Annotated in this window: 17 protein-coding genes; 5 read left to right on the forward strand and 12 right to left on the reverse strand. The window is 37.8% G+C overall.

Features of this window, described 5'->3' with window-relative positions:
- Positions 1 to 71: 71 nt before the first annotated feature.
- Positions 72 to 287, reverse strand: coding sequence for a hypothetical protein (locus tag H3Z82_RS08395; RefSeq protein ID WP_182204770.1), 216 nt, complete (start codon positions 285 to 287; stop codon positions 72 to 74).
- Between the two features lie 90 nt (positions 288 to 377).
- Between H3Z82_RS08395 and H3Z82_RS08400 the strand changes: the two genes are divergently transcribed.
- Together H3Z82_RS08400 and H3Z82_RS08405 are read left to right on the forward strand one after the other, a co-directional pair.
- Positions 378 to 1,739 (forward strand): acyl-CoA dehydrogenase family protein, encoded by a 1,362-nt coding sequence (locus H3Z82_RS08400; protein ID WP_182204797.1) that lies wholly within the window; start codon positions 378 to 380, stop codon positions 1,737 to 1,739.
- Between the two features lie 362 nt (positions 1,740 to 2,101).
- Positions 2,102 to 2,983: a diacylglycerol/lipid kinase family protein gene (locus H3Z82_RS08405; protein WP_182204814.1), complete on the forward strand. Its 882-nt coding sequence runs from the start codon at positions 2,102 to 2,104 to the stop codon at positions 2,981 to 2,983.
- 5 nt (positions 2,984 to 2,988) lie between these two features.
- On the opposite strand, the gene H3Z82_RS08410 is transcribed toward H3Z82_RS08405, so the two are convergent.
- The 7 genes from H3Z82_RS08410 to H3Z82_RS08440 all read right to left on the reverse strand — a co-directional run bounded on the left by H3Z82_RS08410 (position 2,989) and on the right by H3Z82_RS08440 (position 11,400).
- The gene (locus tag H3Z82_RS08410; protein ID WP_182204818.1) at positions 2,989 to 3,561 is read right to left on the reverse strand and encodes a phosphatase PAP2 family protein; all 573 of its coding nucleotides are present in this window, start codon (positions 3,559 to 3,561) and stop codon (positions 2,989 to 2,991) included.
- Positions 3,561 to 3,788 (reverse strand): hypothetical protein, encoded by a 228-nt coding sequence (locus tag H3Z82_RS08415; RefSeq protein ID WP_182204822.1) that lies wholly within the window; start codon positions 3,786 to 3,788, stop codon positions 3,561 to 3,563. The genes H3Z82_RS08410 and H3Z82_RS08415 overlap by 1 nt, the downstream gene beginning before the upstream one ends.
- Before the next feature lie 388 nt (positions 3,789 to 4,176).
- The gene (locus H3Z82_RS08420; RefSeq protein WP_182204825.1) at positions 4,177 to 5,568 is read right to left on the reverse strand and encodes an MATE family efflux transporter; all 1,392 of its coding nucleotides are present in this window, start codon (positions 5,566 to 5,568) and stop codon (positions 4,177 to 4,179) included.
- Between the two features lie 561 nt (positions 5,569 to 6,129).
- Positions 6,130 to 7,074 carry an NAD(P)H-dependent flavin oxidoreductase gene (locus tag H3Z82_RS08425; protein WP_182204830.1) on the reverse strand — a complete coding sequence of 315 codons (945 nt, stop codon included), beginning with the start codon at positions 7,072 to 7,074 and terminating at the stop codon, positions 6,130 to 6,132.
- Positions 7,074 to 8,687: a S8 family serine peptidase gene (locus H3Z82_RS08430; protein ID WP_182204834.1), complete on the reverse strand. Its 1,614-nt coding sequence runs from the start codon at positions 8,685 to 8,687 to the stop codon at positions 7,074 to 7,076. The genes H3Z82_RS08425 and H3Z82_RS08430 overlap by 1 nt, the downstream gene beginning before the upstream one ends.
- A 31-nt stretch (positions 8,688 to 8,718) precedes the next feature.
- The gene (gene mnmA, locus H3Z82_RS08435; protein ID WP_182204838.1) at positions 8,719 to 9,906 is read right to left on the reverse strand and encodes a tRNA 2-thiouridine(34) synthase MnmA; all 1,188 of its coding nucleotides are present in this window, start codon (positions 9,904 to 9,906) and stop codon (positions 8,719 to 8,721) included.
- Positions 9,907 to 10,164: 258 nt separating this feature from the next.
- Complete coding sequence (locus H3Z82_RS08440; protein ID WP_182204843.1) at positions 10,165 to 11,400, reverse strand: ABC transporter permease; 1,236 nt, start codon at positions 11,398 to 11,400, stop codon at positions 10,165 to 10,167.
- Between the two features lie 9 nt (positions 11,401 to 11,409).
- On the opposite strand from H3Z82_RS08440, the gene H3Z82_RS08445 reads away from it, so the two are divergent.
- Complete coding sequence (locus H3Z82_RS08445) at positions 11,410 to 12,669, forward strand: exo-beta-N-acetylmuramidase NamZ family protein (RefSeq protein ID WP_182205156.1); 1,260 nt, start codon at positions 11,410 to 11,412, stop codon at positions 12,667 to 12,669.
- A 58-nt stretch (positions 12,670 to 12,727) separates the two neighbouring features.
- Here the strand turns inward: H3Z82_RS08445 and H3Z82_RS08450 are convergent, their stop codons facing one another.
- Positions 12,728 to 13,633, reverse strand: a complete 906-nt coding sequence (locus H3Z82_RS08450) for a hypothetical protein (protein WP_182204847.1) — start codon at positions 13,631 to 13,633, stop codon at positions 12,728 to 12,730.
- A gap of 343 nt (positions 13,634 to 13,976) precedes the next feature.
- Between H3Z82_RS08450 and H3Z82_RS08455 the strand changes: the two genes are divergently transcribed.
- Positions 13,977 to 14,672 (forward strand): class I SAM-dependent methyltransferase, encoded by a 696-nt coding sequence (locus tag H3Z82_RS08455; RefSeq protein WP_182204850.1) that lies wholly within the window; start codon positions 13,977 to 13,979, stop codon positions 14,670 to 14,672.
- 125 nt (positions 14,673 to 14,797) lie between these two features.
- Positions 14,798 to 15,172, forward strand: coding sequence for a GxxExxY protein (locus H3Z82_RS08460; RefSeq protein ID WP_220459152.1), 375 nt, complete (start codon positions 14,798 to 14,800; stop codon positions 15,170 to 15,172).
- A gap of 4 nt (positions 15,173 to 15,176) precedes the next feature.
- On the opposite strand, the gene H3Z82_RS08465 is transcribed toward H3Z82_RS08460, so the two are convergent.
- The 3 genes from H3Z82_RS08465 to H3Z82_RS08475 all read right to left on the reverse strand — a co-directional run bounded on the left by H3Z82_RS08465 (position 15,177) and on the right by H3Z82_RS08475 (position 19,771).
- Positions 15,177 to 16,793 carry an amidohydrolase gene (locus H3Z82_RS08465; RefSeq protein ID WP_182204853.1) on the reverse strand — a complete coding sequence of 539 codons (1,617 nt, stop codon included), beginning with the start codon at positions 16,791 to 16,793 and terminating at the stop codon, positions 15,177 to 15,179.
- A gap of 79 nt (positions 16,794 to 16,872) precedes the next feature.
- Complete coding sequence (locus H3Z82_RS08470; protein WP_182204856.1) at positions 16,873 to 17,826, reverse strand: Fic family protein; 954 nt, start codon at positions 17,824 to 17,826, stop codon at positions 16,873 to 16,875.
- A 208-nt stretch (positions 17,827 to 18,034) separates the two neighbouring features.
- Positions 18,035 to 19,771, reverse strand: a complete 1,737-nt coding sequence (locus H3Z82_RS08475) for a TonB-dependent receptor (RefSeq protein ID WP_182204860.1) — start codon at positions 19,769 to 19,771, stop codon at positions 18,035 to 18,037.
- Positions 19,772 to 19,797: the final 26 nt, after the last annotated feature.

Raw genomic sequence — 19,797 nt, forward strand, 5'->3', positions numbered from 1 at the left:
TGACGGTGCATAATTCCTCTCCCTACTTAATTGGATAAGAGATTAGAGCAAACCTAAATAATGAAATCAGTTTATTCTTCTAATTGCGCCTGCGGTGATCTGCCTGAAGCTCTAACAGTAAATAACGGACAGCCTCTCAATAATTCTTCGAATTCAATTTCAACTTCGATTTCGATTTCAATTTCAATTTCAAATTCAATTTTAATTTCCTGCCCGACTCCGTCAGTAAGACGGGCGACTTCAAGTTCGACTTCTCCCGATACCCAACGGGATTCAACCTCCCACATTAAATTCTAAATAAATCTCCATAAGGTCATATTATATTCAATCAAAAATGCCTAACTTTTCAACAACTAATTTTAAATCCGCAGCGCTCTATGACATTATTCAGGAAAATTAAGTCCATCATCAATTTGATGAAAGAAGTGGACTTTGAAGATCTCAGTAGAATTTCAGAAAAAATAGACTTGCCTAAAATCATGAAAACTGTGGGTGAACTGGATGAGAATCAACTTAACGGACTCATGAAAATGCTCTCCGAAAAAAGTAAAAAAGGCCAGCATCAACTCCCTCCAATTGATGGCGATTTTTACGATCTCGATTTGAAGTTGACACAAGAACAACGTGCAATCCAAATGAAAGTCCGCAATTTTATGGAGGATGAAATTGAACCCATTGCCAATGCATATTGGAACAAGGCCGAATTTCCAATGGAAATCATCCCAAAATTAGCAGCACTCAATATTTGCGGCGTGGCTTACAAAGGGTACGGTTGTCCTGATCTTCCTTTTATTATGGAAGGCATTATTGCTGAAGAGTTGGCACGTGTAGATGTCTCAATCTCAACGTTTTTTGGAGTACATAGCGGACTTGCAATGGGCTCAATTTATCTCTGCGGCAGCGAGGAACAAAAGGAAGAATGGCTACCAAAAATGCAAAAAATGGAATTGATAGGTGCTTTTGGCCTAACCGAACCCAATGTTGGAAGTGCCGTAGCGGGCGGGATGGAAACCACCTGTAGACTTGAAGGCGACGAGTGGATATTGAATGGCCAAAAGAAATGGATTGGTAATGCAACATTTGCCGATGTTACAATTATCTGGGCAAGAGACGAGGTAACCAACAAAGTAAAAGGTTTTTTAGTGAGAAAGGACACCCCAGGATTCACCTCTGAAACAATAGAAGATAAAATGGCTCTTAGAACCGTTCAGAACGCCATTATCACTTTAAGTGATTGTAGGGTTGCTGAAAACGATCGACTCCAAAACGCCAACTCCTTCCGTGATACAGCCAAGGTGCTAAGGATGACCAGAGCGGGAGTGGCATGGCAAGCCGTGGGTTGCGCAAGAGGCGCATACGAGAATGCACTTAAATACACCAAAAAACGTGAACAGTTTGGGAAACCGATTGCATCGTTTCAATTGATTCAGAATCATTTGGTGGAAATGTTATCCAATTTAACGGCGATGAAAACTATGGTCTATCGACTTTCTGAATTACAAGATCAAGGTCTGCTTACAGATGAACACGCATCCTTAGCAAAGGTGTTTTGCTCACTACGAACTCGCGACGTGGTCAGTCAGGCACGTGAGGTTATGGGTGGCAATGGCATCTTATTGGAGTACAAAGTGGCCCGTTTTGTAGCCGATGCTGAAGCTATTTATTCTTATGAAGGCACCAAAGAAATCAATACGCTTATTGTGGGTAGAGCCATTACTGGGTATAGCGCATTTGTATAATATCTAACCGAACAACAAATTATACTATTTGTTAATCTACGCGCTCAAACGAGACGCAACCGCATGGTATAATCATCCCAAATCTTATGATTAGATGACCAACAACTACTGAGGTGCAGGCCTGGTAAATTTTCATTCCTTAAAATTTCCATAAACTATTTATGAAAATCGATTTCTTTGAGCCACTTTTCAGACTTTTGTCCAAGAATTCATAGTTCAACAAATTTAGTTGCAGAATTGGCTTCTCAGTCGTTTTATAATATAATATCTTGAGACGCACCTATTAAATATACAAGCAGTTGTTTTGATTGAGCCAGGCCACGAAGTATAGAAGCTAACAGGTTGGAATAGAAGAAGATTATTTGAAACATATACATTTTATAGTGAACCCTGTATCAGGTTCTGGAACCCAGCCAATCCATCAGAAATTTTTGAAACGATTTTTTGATGAGAAACATTACGTGGTTGTCGTGAAATATTCCGATTATAAAAAACACGCAATTGGTTTGACCAAATCATCCATTGCTGAAGGTGCGGATATCATAGTGGCTTGCGGTGGAGACGGCACGATAAATGAAGTGGCTTCTTGTTTGGTTAATACGACTATTGTTTTAGGTATTATCCCGCTAGGGTCCGGCAACGGATTGGCTTCCAATTTAAAGATTCCGATACGAATTGAACATGCCATTGACCTTATTAAAACAGCATCTGTCAAAACGATAGACGTTGGTTGCGTCAATGAACATTATTTTTTCAGCAATACGGGCATCGGTATTGACGCACAAGTGATTAGGCACTATGAAAACTCCAATGAGAGAAAGTTATTTAGTTACCTAAAATCGTCGTTTAAAGCGTTAAAGAGCTTAAAATATAAAAACAAAATAACGGTTGAAATCAACGGAGAAAAAATTCAGACCTATCCGTTTCTGCTTTTTATTTCCAACTCCAACGAAATGGGGTATAAAATCAGCCTAACACCAATGGCAAGTTTACATGATGGTCTGTTGGATGTTTTAATTGTTCCAAAAATGACTTTTTTAAAGGTCTTCTACTTCGGTTTTTTGATTTTGCTTAAAAAACCCCATCTGATAAAGGAGGCTAAACGTTATCAATCAAAATCCATCAGAATTCACCAAGCAGATGACACTGTTTATGAAAGTCAAATAGATGGTGAATTTTATAGTATCAAGAGTGACACCATCAACATCACGCTATTAAAAAAATCACTACACGTTATTTACTGACCTCTTTAATCGGCCTTAAAATGTTGAATAGCGTAACGGTTGATTTTATAGAATCCAGTTCCAGTAATAAGACCAAACAACCCTCCCAATAGTACATCTAAAGGATAATGAACACCAATGTAGATGCGACTATATCCCATTAAAAGAGCCCAAGAAATCAGAAGGTAAATAAGGTATTTAAATCGTTTTTTCAAGGTCAATCCAATAAATATAGCTACGGCCATGGTATTGGAAGCATGCCCCGAGAAGAACCCGTATTGACCACCACAACTCGATTTTACGAGTCGCATTCCATCAATCAATTCGGCCAAATGACAAGGTCTCAATCTGTGAAATCCATTCTTAAAGAGATTGGTCACCTGATCAGTGACCAAAATCATTAGAGCCACTACTAAAAGGGTAATTAATACCGCTTTTAACCGCATTTGTCTAAACATTAAATACAGCAGCAATGCATAGAGTGGAATCCAGTTGAACTTAGAAGTATAAGCCATCCAAAAAGGATCCCAGGTTTTGGTACCGAGGCTGTTTAAATAAATGAAAACGTCAGTATCTAATTGTAAAAGCTGATCAATCATTAGGCATTGTATCTTTCAATTTCACGATCGTAGAAGTCGGTAGCCTGCTGAATCAAATTCTCAGTCTCAGATTCAATTTCCTTTTCATCGTGCTGATCAAACTCTTCCAGCCATTCCACCTCGTCATCTTCTAAATTTAAAATAAATCGTGGAAATTCAGTGTGAATAATATATATGGCATCAGGATGATCTGTATTGTCGCCTAGTATAAATTTTGGTAGTTCCATATTGTAAAGTTAATAAATTTAGAGAATCTAAATATTTGAAAAGCTTTTGAGTAAAGTTTTATTAGACTGTAAAAATATCAAATTTTATCCAGTATTTAGCCTATTACTTATTCGCAATTGAAGCAGAATAATCAAAAGCTATCTGGCATTCATTCTACATTTTTACAACACGTCTTTGTTGTTGGTGAAGCAGCAGATAAATTTCTCATGTGGGCTACACTTTGCCATGTCCGTTTTTATAATATAGCCGCAAATTATTTTTTTGCCGTCTTCTTTAGCATCAATTATAGCATATCACCATGCCAGACTTACGAATTTTTCAGACCTCATTATTGAGTTTTATAGACATGGAACAAATTCTCACTTTTAAACGCTCCCTACTAAAACCTTAAACACTAACTGTAGGCACTTCCAATCTTATCAATTTCTTAGTCAGATAATTAAATCTGATAAACAGTAAAATGGCCGCGCAGGTCAATCCCGCTATGAGTCCAATCCAGATTCCAACACTTCCGAAAACCTCTTCTTTTCCTAAATAAAAACTGATTGGAAATCCGATGATCCAATAAGATATAAACGTGATTATGGTTGGAATTTTTACATCCTGTAAGCCTCTAAGCGCGCCCAAGGCCACTACTTGTAAACTATCACTTATCTGAAAAACAGCTGACACCAAGAGTAAGGTGGACGCAATGGCCACAACTTCTCTGGTATCAATGGCATTCAAAGGATCATCCAAATCCACATAAATAGTGGGGAGCACTTTATGCAAAAGCACAAAGCCTAAAGCAAATATAAAGGCCAACACAACCCCCAAATAGAAGATGGATATGGCAATACGTCGTAGTTCTGTATAATTTCTAAGGCCTTTTTGATTGCCCACCCTTACCATGGCTGCCACACTCAAACCACTTGCCACCATAAAGGTCATGGATGACAGGTTCAAGGCAATTTGATTGGCTGCCTGCGGATTCTGGCCCAAAGTACCGCTGAGCCAGATAGCCGAAGTGAATATACCCACTTCAAAAAACATTTGCATCGCACTTGGAAACCCAATATTAATGACCTTTTTAATCATGGCCGATTCCAGTACAAAAATTTTGATATTGGTGACATAGGCTTTCGATTTATCTCGAGCTTTTAAAACCCACCATATAAAAAACACCATCACAACCCTTGAAATCAAGGTGCCGATAGCTGCGCCAACGATACCCATTTCAGGAAACCCAAATTTCCCGAAAATCAACAAATAATTGAGCACCACATTAATCACATTAGCTATAAGCGTGGCGTACATTGGGTATTTTGTAAGCGAAAGTCCATCACTAAACTGTTTAAAAGCCTGAAAAACAATCAACGGAATCAATGAAAATGCCACCAGGTCTAAATAAGGAATGGCCAAGACCACAACGTCCTCCGGCTGATCCATGACATACATTAGAGGCTTGGCGATTAAAAGGAGTAAAAACAGAACACTTCCTAAAGCCGTACATAGAAACAAGCCATGTTTTAATGCCGATTTCCCTTTTTTAAAATTGTTTTCAGTGTCAGCTTCTGCTACTAAAGGCGTAATTGCTGTTGAAAAACCTATTCCGATGGACATGGCAATAAAAACAAAACTATTGCCCAAAGACACCGCAGCAAGTTCTGCAGCCCCCAATTGTCCCACCATGATATTGTCCACAAGACTCACAAAAGTATGACCCAACATGCCCAACATGACAGGTGCAGCCAAGTTTAAGTTGTACTTAAATTCTTTAGTATATTGAGATAAAACCACCTTAAATTTTTAAAGATGCAAAGGTAGTTGATTGATTGTCCTTATGCCTATTTTTATGATTAAATTTCCGATACTATTCACCCATTTATAATGCACAAAAAAACTTATTAACAATTTTTAAGTTGCTGAACGGAATTTATAGACTTTGTCTATCGAAGGAATACAGACTGTTTAGCGCGTTTTCAGTTAACAGACATCTAAAAAACGAAAGCAACTAATTGATAGTTATTAACTTACATCGATATATTGTTAATAAATTACTTCAATATAATTGCTCTAAATAATGATATCCGCTATTTTTACATTACTATATTGATTGGTATCAATTGTTTCTGTTTCATTAATGATCTTTACTATATCAAACTGAAGGTTTTAGCTTATTATTTTAGAGGGATTTAAAAATATTGTTGTTAAAACGTTTCAAATCGCAAAAGGGGAGACTTTCCCCTTTTCGCTTTTCACAAACTTTGGACACATTGCATCTGTCGTGTTTTTAGTTCATCTGTCGCTAACTTCTTTTTAGCAATATGATGAAATTTGACAGTTATATAAACTTCGAAATTAAAACAGTGATCTTACATGCTGTTTCGCCTCTTCATATTCGTGAAGCATATCTTCCACAATTTTTTGGGTTGGTTTTATATCGTGGATCAATCCTGAAATCTGTCCAATTTCCAATTCACCTTCTTCCAAATCGCCTTCAAACATACCCCGCTTTGCTCTTGCCCTTCCCAACAAGTTTTTAAGATCTTGTAGTGATGGCGATGTTTTATACAATTCGACAATATCATTATAGAACTTATTTTTAATCAACCGTACAGGGGCAAGTTCTTTTAAGGTCAAGTGCGTATCTCCTTCCTGAGAGTTAATAACCACTTCTTTGAAGGCGTGATGCGCTGAACTTTCTTCACTGGCAACAAATCTGCTCCCCACCTGAACTCCATCTGCACCCAACACCATCACTGCCAACATGCCCTGTCCTGTGGCAATTCCGCCCGCTGCAATAAGCGGAATGTCCAAAGCTTCTTTGACCATAGGAATTAAGGTTAAGGTAGTTGTTTCTTCTCTTCCATTATGACCTCCAGCTTCAAATCCTTCAGCAACAACGGCATCAACCCCCGCTTCTTGTGCTTTTAACGCAAACTTTACACTACTCACCACATGTACCACAGTAACCCCACGTTCTTTTAACCAAGTAGTCCAAGTTTTAGGATTTCCTGCGGAAGTGAACACGATCTTTACCCCTTCATCTACAATAATATTCATGATCTCCTCAATATTTGGATAAAGCATGGGTACATTTACTCCAAAAGGTTTATCGGTGGCCTTTTTACATTTTTGGATATGCTCTCTCAAAACATCCGGATACATGGATCCAGCACCAATTAGTCCAAGAATTCCGGAATTACTTGACGCTGATGCCAAACGCCAGCCGCTGTTCCAAATCATTCCTGCTTGGATGATTGGGTATTTAATATTGAAAAGTTCTGTGATTTTATTTGACATTAAGATTTTATGAATTTAAAATTGAGTGATTTACTATTTGAAATGATATGAAGCATGTATAATCCTGAATTTAGGTACGACACATCAATATTGGAAGGGGCATTGGAATACACCTGTTCACTTATGAGCTTACCAAGGGCATCATAAATCCTTAGAATTCCCTCCTCTCTACTTGTTGGCATCTGAATATGAAGCCGATTTGAAACAGGGTTTGGATAGATCTTAAATTCTCTGACCTCGTTTCCCGGCACTGAAAGCGCTAAAGAAAATGCCAATTGAAAATTCGGAATACCATAACCTATAAAATAATCCGGTGCGGTGTATTGCGAAGCTGACAATCGTACATATTGCTTAATCTGCTCGGCATTAGCGTTTGGTAATGCTTGCCATAAACATGCAATCCCACCTGCTAAAATGGGCGAACTAAGAGATGTGCCATTATTTGCTACGACAGCATCCATTTCATCAACCACCATAGCCCCTAAACCTTGCGCTACAACATCTGGTTTTTGGGTAGTTTGTGAACTGTTTCCTTTTGAGCTGAATGAGACATACAAACCTGCATCATTTACGGCACCAACGGTAAAAACACCAGAGGCATCTGCAGGAGCAGTGACAATGCCCCATGGTTTGTTACCTGAGTTTCCAGCCGAATTAACGACTAAAATTCCCTTTTCAGAAGCTATATTCGCACCTTTACTGATAAAGGCAGTCGTACCATTCATATCCGATGGTGTGTAATTATAATTGGCGTTATCAAACGTATTATAGCCTAATGAAGAATTGATAATATGAACGCCCAAGCTATCGGCACGCTCAGCAGCTTCCACCCAATAACTTTCCTCTACCGGGTTTTCAAAAGCTGCATCTTCGGTACGGAACAAATAATAGGATGCATCAGGCGCGGTACCAACAAATTCATTCTCAATATAACCTGCCATGGTACTCAACACTTTAGTACCGTGTGAACTGCCAGTATAGTCATAAATAGCTGAAGTTCTATCTACAAAATCATAACCACCCAATAACCGATTATTAGAACGCAACCTACTGAATGCAGCCATAGTATTCACATTGGGGAAACCAGCATCAATTACGGCAATCACAATGCCTTCTCCAGTGTAGTTTTTGAGGTGAAGCGCATCTACATGAATCATGTCCACTTGGTTTTGGGTACTTCCATAATGAAAATCTTCCAGTCCAGTCTCAACAGAAAATTTTTCATTTTGGACAGTTGGCCGAGCTAAACTGGCCAAGTTTTTATTCGCAAACTGAATGCTACTCACAAATTCCAAATCAAAAAGTGCCGTAATATCCGAAACTTCACCTCTGACGTGAACTGCATTCATCCACTTTGATTTTGCTAAAACACTGATGCCATTAGCAGATTTAAGAAGAGAAATATAAGATTCATTGACAGGCACATCTCTGGCATCAATAGGAATTTGATGCGTATTTTTTCTAATAATGGCTTGTTGAGTAAGAATAGAGATGGGATTTTGAATCGAAGCTTCTACATTTTCCTTATCCATCAAATACACCCATGCATCTTGTTGTGCGAAGACCACATGAGAAACGCATAGTATTAGAAACAGGAAAACGTTTACTTTCATCAGCAATAATTAACTAAATTATTACTGCAATTTAAGAAATTACTCCCGAACCAACTAATTCGTCATTGAGGTACCATGCCACAAATTGGCCTTCGGTAATGGCCGATTGTAATTCTTCAAAAACCACATAAAGTCCGCTATCCACTTGATGTAAGGTTGCATTTTGAAGCGGTTGACGGTATCTGATCCGTGCCTTCACCTCCATGGTTTGGTCCAAAGCCAATTTTAAATCCTCACGAATCCAATGTAGCTCATCATTAGAAACAAATAAGGCTTTTTTGAGCAACCCTGGATGTTCTTTCCCCTGACCCGTATAAATGACATTTTCTTCAACGTCGGTCTCAATTACAAAAAGCGGTTCAACAGTACCACCTACAGCAAGGCCTTTTCGCTGGCCTTTAGTAAAATAATGCGCACCTTGATGTTTGCCCACCACTTTTCCGTCTGTAATTTGGTAATCAATTTTTCGGGTCATATAGGCGAGATGGTCCTCTTCGGAAGTAAAGTCTGGTTCCAACTGAGTGTATAGATTTTGCTCCGACGGAATTTCAACAATCAGCCCTTCTTTAGGCTGTAATTTTTGCTGTAAAAACTCGGGAAGCCTAACTTTTCCTATAAAACAAAGACCCTGGGAGTCTTTCTTGTCGGCAGTTATCAGATTTTGCTCCGTGGCAATCCTCCTAACTTCAGGTTTGGTCAATTCGCCAATAGGGAATAATGCCTTTGCCAATTGGGCTTGTGATAATTGGCACAAAAAATAAGACTGATCCTTGTTATTATCAACTCCAGCAAGCAATTGATAGATTTCCTTTCCGTCTTTGTCTAAAGTTCCTTTTCGGCAATAATGGCCGGTGGCTACAAAATCAGCACCCAAATCGAGAGCGATTTTCATGAACACATCAAACTTGATTTCGCGGTTGCAGAGCACATCGGGGTTTGGTGTTCTACCTTTTTGGTATTCGTCAAACATATAATCGACAATGCGTTCTTTATATTGTTCGCTCAAATCGACCGTTTGAAACGGAATTCCTAATTTATCGGCCACTAACATGGCGTCATTACTATCGTCCAACCACGGACATTCATCAGAAATAGTCACAGAATCATCATGCCAGTTTTTCATAAACAAGCCAATAACCTCATAGCCTTGCTCCTTTAATAAATAAGCAGCAACACTTGAATCAACACCTCCAGAAAGTCCTACAATAACTCTTTTCATTTTGCAAAATTACGAAGTTTATTGCAGATATGGAATTGACGTTGATATTGAAAATTTGATGGATAATTTTGTCTAAGAATTATTTCAAAGACATTTCATAAAAACAATTGAGTTTCACGGGTAAATCCGTTAATCATCTTGCATTTTACAGATGAAACAATACGTTTAAAATGTGCATTTCCGTCCTTCAATTGTTAGTGCTTCTCAGAAACATTTGTATCTGGAATATCAACTGCTGATTGTTGAAAGGAATTCGAACTAATCAAATCGCATCGCTTTTACTGGAGAAATTTTGGTAATAATAACCGAAGGAATTAAAAGCATCAACAAACACACAATGAAAGTTCCTAAATTAAGTAGCAAAATATAATCTAAATTGAGATAAACCGGAGCTTCTGAAACATAATACACTTCCGGATTTAATGGCACCAATCCAAAATACTTTTGTGCCAGCAACATTCCCAATCCGATTAAATTTCCCCAAAACAATCCCAATCCAATCAAATAAGTCGCATTATATAAAAACACTTTTCTGATACTCCAATTGTTACTGCCCAAAGCTTTCAAAATGCCAATCATTTGGGTACGCTCCAATATGAGCACCAATAAGGCGGTAATCATGTTGATACCCGCCACAAGAATCATGATTCCAATAATGCCATAAGTATTATTGTCAAAAATACTGATCCATTCAAAAATGGTCATATATTTTTGTTCCACCGTTGTTGCGTCAAGATCGGATGGAATATTCTCGTAAATTTCCATTCCTTTGACATCAATCTGTTTAAAATCGTCAATGAACACCTCGAAATTTCCAACTTGATCTTCATCCCACTTATTGAGACGTTGTACGTGACGAATATCTCCGATTACAAATTTCTCATCCAATTCCTTAAAACCCGAATTATAGATGCCAACAATCTTAAACGCCCGTAAAAACGGCATCTGATCAATGCTTTCCTTTTTAAAAACGGTTTGAAAGTTTTCGTCTAATTTAAACTGTAATCGGTTGGCCAAATATTGAGATATCAGGACTTCATTGCTCATTTCATCAGAATAGTCTGGCAATCTCCCTTCCATTAGAAATTCTTCAAAATAGCGCCAATCGTAGTCCGAACCGACACCTTTAAGCACAACACCTTCAAAATCAGTTTCTGTCCGGATAACCCCAAATTTAGTAGCGGTTGCCTGGACATGTCTGATACCGTCTATATTTTTAAATTCCGGATAAAATTCTTGGTTTTTACTAATTGGAATTTCAGATTCATCAGACACGTTACTATCAAAATTAGTAATGGTTACGTGGCCATTGAACGCCACCACCTTATCCCTTATCTTTTGCTGAAGCCCAATTCCCGTAGCAATAGCAATGAGCATCACCACAATACCAATAGCAATGGCAGCAATACCAATTTTTATTATCGGTGCTGAAACACTACTTTTATACGCTTTACTGCCTATAATTCGTTTAGCTATAAAAAACTCGTAATTCAAAATTTTATGATGCGATTAAAGATGCTCAAAAATACATTATTCTCGATAATAATATCGGTTGTTTTAGTATTGATTTCTTGTGGGAATGGAACTAAAAACAAAAAGACCGAAGACGGGAGACCGATGACGGAAGACGTTTCTCTAAAATCAATAACAGTTGGCGCCAATCAAACAGAAAATTATCTGAAACTATTAGAACACAAGCAAGTTGGCGTTGTTGGAAATCAATCGAGTGTGATTTTTAAGGACAAAAAACGAAAAAATGATCATGGCGATTACACGCACCTCGTCGATTCTTTATTGAGCTTAAACATCAACGTAAAAAAGGTGTTTTCACCAGAACATGGGTTTAGAGGTACCGCTGATGCTGGCGAGAAAATTAAAGACGGTCTTGACGCCAAGACAGGGCTGCCCATTATTTCACTTTATGGCGATAATAAAAAACCAAAACCAGGACAGCTTAAAGGATTAGATGTTTTAATATTTGACATTCAAGATGTGGGGGTGCGTTTTTACACCTATATCTCCACTTTGCATTATGTCATGGAGGCTTGTGCGGAGGCTAATATTCCACTCATTATATTGGATAGACCCAACCCAAATGGCCATTATGTGGATGGACCAATTTTAGAAAAGGAGAACTCCAGTTTTGTGGGCATGCACCCTATACCAATTGCCCATGGAATGACCATTGGTGAATATGCGAAAATGATCAATGGTGAAAAGTGGCTGAAAAATGGGAGGCAGTGTACATTGACCGTTGTTTCTATGGTTAATTACACACACCAAACAAGTTATAGCCTACCAATTAAGCCTTCACCCAATTTACCAAATGACCAATCGATTGCCTTATATCCAAGTCTGTGTTTTTTTGAGGGCACCAATGTCAGCGTTGGTCGCGGTACCGATAAGCAATTCCAAGTTTTTGGCAGCCCTGACTTAGACAAGAGCCACTTTCCATTTAATTTTATACCACAACCAAATGAAGGTGCAAAAACGCCACCTCAACAAGGAAAAAAATGTCATGGCAAAGATTTAACCCAAGTTAAAGTCCAGCCAGGAATAAATTTAAAATATCTAATTGACGCCTATGCACATACAACGGATAAAGCTAAATTCTTCAATTCATTTTTTATGAAATTGGCAGGTACAACAAAACTTCAAGAACAAATTCAAAATGGACTTTCTGAAAAAGAGATTAAAGCCACTTGGTCACAGGAACTTGAGGATTTCAAAAAGATTCGGAATAAATATAAGCTCTATCCTTAATCAGGATAAAACCTTAAGTTAAACTGCTTTTCTGATTTGGAAAATAATTTTAAACGCGCTATAAATGAAGATTAGCAATCAATTCAGCTTTTCTTAGGTTGACTAAAGACACCTTACCTTTCCATAATCCCGCATTTTTTTCGTCTTTTCTAAGTTCATAAGCTGTATAATAGAGAAAAGCAAGCTGTGACGCCGTAGTTTCATCAATTTCTGAAGTGTCAAATCTTTTCAATAATCTAAGCACTTTTTTGGGTCTATTTTGAAGCAGGTATTGTGACCATCTCAATAAGCTGATCTTATCCGCAAAATGCTTCTTACCATTGATATCATCGGTAATTAAATATCTTTCGGCATCGTCTAAATATCTCAGACTTAAGCTCACAATATCTTGTCTCGTTTTGCGGTTAACCAAAATTGCAAAATCCATATATTTTGAAGCCAACCGATAAGCAGTTCCAAAATTTTTGTGCTCGGCATAATTACGCAATTCAGCATTTAAATAAGATGTATTTAAACCATAATTGGTTATGAATTGGGATAAATTAAAATAAGCTTCAGGAGAAAATGAAGTATTGACAATATTTAAATTGGGGTCCATAATCTTAATATTGTCATCTTCAAATTGAAGCATATAACTTCTGCTTTTCGTGTCTTTAATCTCATCGTATAATTCGCCATAAAGATTTTCGTCTACTTTTACAGGCACAAAATATTTCCAAATAATCCGATTGATTTCTTCATTTTGAAACAAGTCGTCAAACAATATCTCATTCCCATTTGTATCATTCATAATGACAGGATATGGTATCGAAGCTGCTTCTTCCCACATCATGAACAGAAATTTATCCTGAACTAAGGCCGTACGTTTTGCAGCTTCCAAAGAAGTCATCCATTCTTGAGAAAAACAAATATTGGATGTTAACATGGTTAACAGTAAAATTAAAACGTCTCTTTTTAAATTCATATTTCATATTTTTTTAGGCTGCTGCACTTCCACTATAGTATTGAATAATTATGACAAATCAGCACTATTTTTTTCGTAAAAATCTTACAGAGTTGGTATTTCTATTTCAAGTTTAATATAAGGTTTTTACGAGCTTTTAACTCGACTGAATGATCGAAGTGATGATTGAAGAATTTTCAAAATAAGTCTTCTTTGATTTTCGTCTATTTGATCAAAGTTTTCATTTTCCTTATATGTATCTTTGCCCCGCTCTATGAGATTCTTGCTGCAATCTTATAAAGTGTAAAAATAACATATTTTGAACTTAATATTTCCAGTTATATGGAAATGAAATGAACTTGCTATGAGAGATATATTTGGAAAAGCATTATTGGATTATTATAACGGAAATTATACTGAAGACGTTTTTACAGCGACAAATATATCTGATGAAGATGCATTGCCACTGCCCTTCCTCTTTAGGAATTATGATGAAATGCCAATATTGGAAAAGAAGTCCATGGAACTTGCTAAAGGAAGAGTGTTGGATGTGGGCTGCGGCGCAGGAAGTCACGGTTTGTATCTTCAGGAACAAGGTTTTGAGGTCAAGGCTATTGACGTTTCTAAAGGTGCCATAGAAGTTTCACGAAAACGCGGACTCAAAAATGCCGAAGTGATTGCTCTTTTAGATGAAACCGAAAAATTTGATACCATTTTATTATTGATGAATGGTAGTGGAATTTTTCAAGAACTCTCTAAAGTACCAATGTATTTAAATCATCTTAAATCGCTTTTAAATCCTGGAGGTCAAATATTACTCGACTCCACAGATATTATATATATGTATGAAGATGAAGATGGCGGAATTTGGCAGGATTTGAACGCCAATTACTACGGCGAACTCGATTATCTTGTGAGTTATAAAGGCGAATCAGAACCGCTTACCACGTGGCTCTACATGGATTTTGAAACTTTAGCAACGGCTTGCCATTCGGTGGGATTAGAGTGTGAATTGGTGATGAAAGGAGAGCATTACGATTATTTGGCGCGAGTTTATTAAAGGTTAAAGTAGGATATGGTTACACAAAAGGCACGAAGAAGCCACAAAAAACACGAAGAAAAACTTTGTGAAACTTTGTGCTTTCTTTGTGTAACTTAGTGTCACAACTTTCAATCCTCTAATTTATGATTATCGAAAACAATCTATCGAACAAGATAATTGGTTGTGCAATTGAAGTTCACAAACAACTCGGTCCTGGCCTATTAGAATCTGCATATAAAGAATGTTTATTTCATGAACTTTCACTAATTGGACTTAGCACCAAAAAAGAACTGGCGTTACCTATTGTTTATAAAGACATAAAATTAGATCATGGTTATAGAATTGATTTACTGGTAGAAAACAAAGTCGTTATAGAAATCAAAACAGTCGAAAACTTTACAGATGTACATCTCGCTCAAGTTTTAACTTACCTTAAGCTTGGAAATTATAAATTAGGTTTATTGCTAAACTTTCATGTGACAACTTTAAGAAGCGGTATAAAAAGAATTGTGTTATAATTTGTTACTGCTTCTCCCCACCAACAAAGGTTCCCTCTACTTTAATATTCGGGATCTCATGAACCTCAACGTTCATAATATCTTTATCAAGGATGATAAAATCGGCAAATTTGCCCTTTTCGATACTTCCTTTTTCGTTTTCCTCAAAATTGGAATACGCCGCCCAAAGGGTCATGCCTTTTAAGGTTTCCTCGCGGGTCAATGCATTCTCCATTTGGTAACCACCTTCTGGAAAAGAATCCAAATCCTGACGCGCTACGGCGGCATAGAAAGTTAAAAACGGACTCACCTGCTCCACCGGGAAATCAGTTCCCAAAGCGACTTTTCCGTAAGCGTCCAATAACTGTTTGTAAGCGTAAGCACCTTTGATGCGTTCTGATCCCAAGCGGTCTTCTGCCCAATACATATCCGAAGTGGCATGTGTTGGTTGAATTGATGGCAGGACGTTTTTATAAAGCTCAAAATCTCCAGGTGATACGATCTGCGCATGTTCCACACGCCAGCGTCTATCCGATTGATCTTTTAATACCTTGTTATAGGTCTGTAAAACCGCATGATTAGCAGAATCGCCAATGGCATGGGTATTCATCTGAAATTCAGAATTGGCAATCCGTTGTGCAGCATCATTAAAAGTTTCCAAATCCGTTACCATCAATCCAAAATGATTTGGTTTATCGCTGTACGGCGCCCTTAACATTGCTCCTCTTGAACCTAAAGCGCCATCGGCATAAAACTTAAAACTGCTCACGTTGAGCTTATCGTTCTTGCTGATACCTTTGTTCAAGTAATAATCCACATTTTCCTTTGATCCGGAAACCATCGCATAGATTCGCATTTTCAAATCGCCCGATTGCTGTAAACTATCAATAAGTTCAATAGCTTGTCGTGACAAACCCGCATCATCCACAGTGGTCAATCCGTAATCGAAGCAGATTTTCTGAGCGTCCAAAAGTGCGTTGATCAGTTCCTTTTTAGAGGATCTGGGCCAATGTGCCATCACCAAATTCTCAGCGTTATCCACCAAAACACCAGTCAACTCACCCTTTTCAATCACCACTTCTCCTCCCTCAACCTTGCTGTCAACAGTCACATTGCCTAAATCCAAGGCCGCTTGATTGGCCAATATGGCATGACCGTCAATACGCGTCAAAACAATCGGTGTATCAGGATATAAGGCGTCCAATAAGGCTTTATTGGGAAATTCCTTAACCTCCCAATTATTTTGATCCCAGCCGCGACCTTGAATGAAATCAAGATTTTTTTCATTTTGAAATTCGCTGATGCGCTGTACAATTTCTTCAAAGCTTTTAGTGCCTACCAAGTCGACAGATTGTTGATTTAATCCCAATCCCAAAAAATGGCAATGTGCATCGATAAATCCCGGAACAATGGTTTTTCCGTGAACATCGATGATAGTGTTGGAAGCATACTTGTCCTGAATAGCTTTGGAACTTCCTATTTCAAGAAATTTCCCATCTTTAACGGCGAAGGCTTCGGCTTTGTCCGAATGGTCATTAACCGTATAAATATTGGCATTGATAATGATTGAATCGACTTCAGTTTTTTCGCTTTCACAAGAAAAAATAAAGGCTAAAACAAGGAAAACTAATAATTTTTTCATCTTAATAATTGGTTTCAGTTGAATTTTGGTTGTCTTGTAAAAATAAGAAAAGCATTCCAATTGAAATGCTTTTCAAAACTTATCTCTTACGCTTTCTGTTTTTCACGTAATCATCAATTGCTTCCTTAGTTGTAAGCCAGTTTCTGCCTTCCTTATAGGCATCTATCTTTCCGGTACGGGCCAACAGACTTATATATTCCTGACCATAGGGAAGATTTTCCTCCTCTACCAAATTTGAGATCTCTGTATATTCCAAGGTGTTCCCTGGCAAAGCATTAAGATAAATATTTAAGGTACGCTCTATGGCCTGCGACATAAGAAGCATCAACTTTCCATAACGCCCTTTATTGGCGTCATTTAACGCCGTATAATATTTTATCCGATCATTGGTCAAAATGATAGCCGGTGGAAAACCATGGGTCATCAACAATAAATTCATGGCCAACCGCACGGTCCGGCCATTACCATCAAAAAATGGATGGATCCAAACAAACCGATGATGAAATACAGCAGAGAGTTCAATAACATTCAAATTTAAAGGATTCTCTTTCGTAAATATTAAAAGATCATCCATCAAAGCAGATACTTTTACGGCATTTGGAGGCACAAAATTCGCTCCTGAAATACGCACACCGCCATTGCGAAGTCTTCCAGCGAATTCCTCTTCTATGGAATTCATTACGAGCCCATGCAAAGAAAGGACCTCATGAATGGAAAGCGGTTCACGACGTTCGACCAATTTATAAAGGAGATTTATGGCCCGCTCATGGTTTTTTGCTTCAAAATGCTCCCGAAGTGATTTCCCTTTTATAGTAATACCATCTTGCAAAACCATTTGGGTTTCTCTTAAACTTAAAGTGTTCCCTTCTATACTATTGGAATTATAGGTCCACTCAACGGTCAAAGCCTCTCTTATTTTATTTAAGGCCATAGAAGGTAAAGGCCGGTGCTTTTTTAATTGCTCCAGCTTCATTTCAAGACGCTCAAAAATAGGCGTCATTTCTTCGCGATAGGTTAAATCTAAATTTCTCACCCCACAAAGATAGTTATTTTATCGGATACCTCAATAAATTAAGCTATCCGATATTAAGCGCATTATATATGTTCAGAATCCATTTTAATTCATGGTATGCAAAAATGTAAAAAGCACCCTCAATTTGGGTGCTTTAGATGTTTTATGATAATCTGAAAAACAAAATTTCACTTCTCATCATGAAATCCCTGCCTTTGCAGCGATGCAGTTAAAAGTCAAATTGATAAGTGGCTCCAACCAAAAACTGGATGCCCTGAACTGGCGTATTTATCCAGCGTTCATATTTCTTGTCCGCAATATTATTGGCCTTTACATAAAATGATAATTGGTCGTCAAAACGATAGCCCACATGGGCGTTGGCATCAAAATAACTATCCAATGTTTTGGTTCCCTGTATAGACGTTATGTCTTGAATATAACTATATTGCAGAAACTGATCTTTACGTTCGCCCACATAAAACATCCCTGCTCCAGCAAACCAGTTTTCATCAATTTGATAATCCATAAATAATGATCCTTTCAGATCTGGAAGATTCCAAGCTTCTGCTTCAGCAATAGTGCTATAAGAGAAATATTCGACTTTGGCACCCAATTTAAAATTTCGGTTAACATCAACGTTTAATTCACCAGCAAAAGACAAGGTTTTGACATCATCGTGGATCAATCCAAAGGAGTTTCCATATTGGTAATCTTCAGTAGCTTCAACAAAAACAGGATTTGAAGTGTACAAGGCTTTATTAAATTCATTCATATAGCGGCCGCTCACGTTATAGCTAATGCTATTGGACAATTTCCCCTTTAAACCCACTGACAAATTATATTTTTGATCGGTGGGACTGATACGAAGTGTCGGCGAAACGAATGGATTTTCTTGGGCAAAATCATAGTATGAATGTTGGTGGAATCCACCTTCGAGACCGCCATAGGCAATCATCAACTCGTCCACCACTCTCAAAGACGCCGTAATATTCGGATATATATGCAATTTACTCGCTCCGAAATCGCCCGTATTATTTTTGTAGACCAAATTCACTCCTAAATTAAGTGTTAAGTTATCTTGGGTCAATTGATAACTTGGTGCAATTCCGAAACTTACGTTACCGTAGTTTAATTTATTATCCGTATAAAAATTTCTATCAAAAGTTCCGTTGATATAATCAATGGTAATTTGTGTAGAAATCAATTCATCCTGAATTGGAACATCCGCCGATGCTTTTACCACAAAACGGTTTTCACCAGAACCTTGGTTGTCGCCAAATCTTCGATAGTAAGCACTTGCATCCTTAAATAGATAATCGTGGAACTTCACTTTTCCACCAACGTTTCCGCCATAAAATTGATGGCCTACATTAAGAGTGTCAGCTGTTGTCTCATCAAAATAAGGCTGCGGCAATCCGTACCAATTGTATTTTTGAAATAAACCACCAGCTTCTATAGACCATGAAAGATCTCTAAGGCGCTGGCTGTAATTTACATTCAACTTAGTGTCAATAAAATCATCGTCCAAAAGCACCCCATCAATACCGCCGCTTGAGGAATGGTGCGTAAAATATCCGCCAACATTTTCTCCTCTACCCAACTCATGATTTAAATAGACCTCCCCTAATATTGTGGTATAAGTGCCGACTCCCAAAGACGCATAGTTATCATATAATTTAACGGCTTTGGGTCTATTGACTGTGGCCGCTTTTCCTTTTGCCGGGGTAAAGGTGGACGCTACAGGTATTGAAAAAATATTGTATTTAATCTCTTTTTTAGAGGTATTAACATCATCATCCAACACCGGGGTTTCCTTTATTTTGAAGGCATCAGCAACCGTCGGCGTATAAGGTTTGACAACATTGACCACTTCAGAATCTAAAGTATCTTTTGTGCGTTCTTGGGCAAAAGATGCAGTACTTATAAGGACTGCAATGAGGGAGATATATTTAATTTGTTTTAGCATTGTTTATTTCGTGTTAATTTCCAAAA

Origin of the sequence: Gelidibacter maritimus, from assembly GCF_014062315.1 — a bacterium.
GTDB classification, from domain to species: domain Bacteria; phylum Bacteroidota; class Bacteroidia; order Flavobacteriales; family Flavobacteriaceae; genus Gelidibacter; species Gelidibacter maritimus.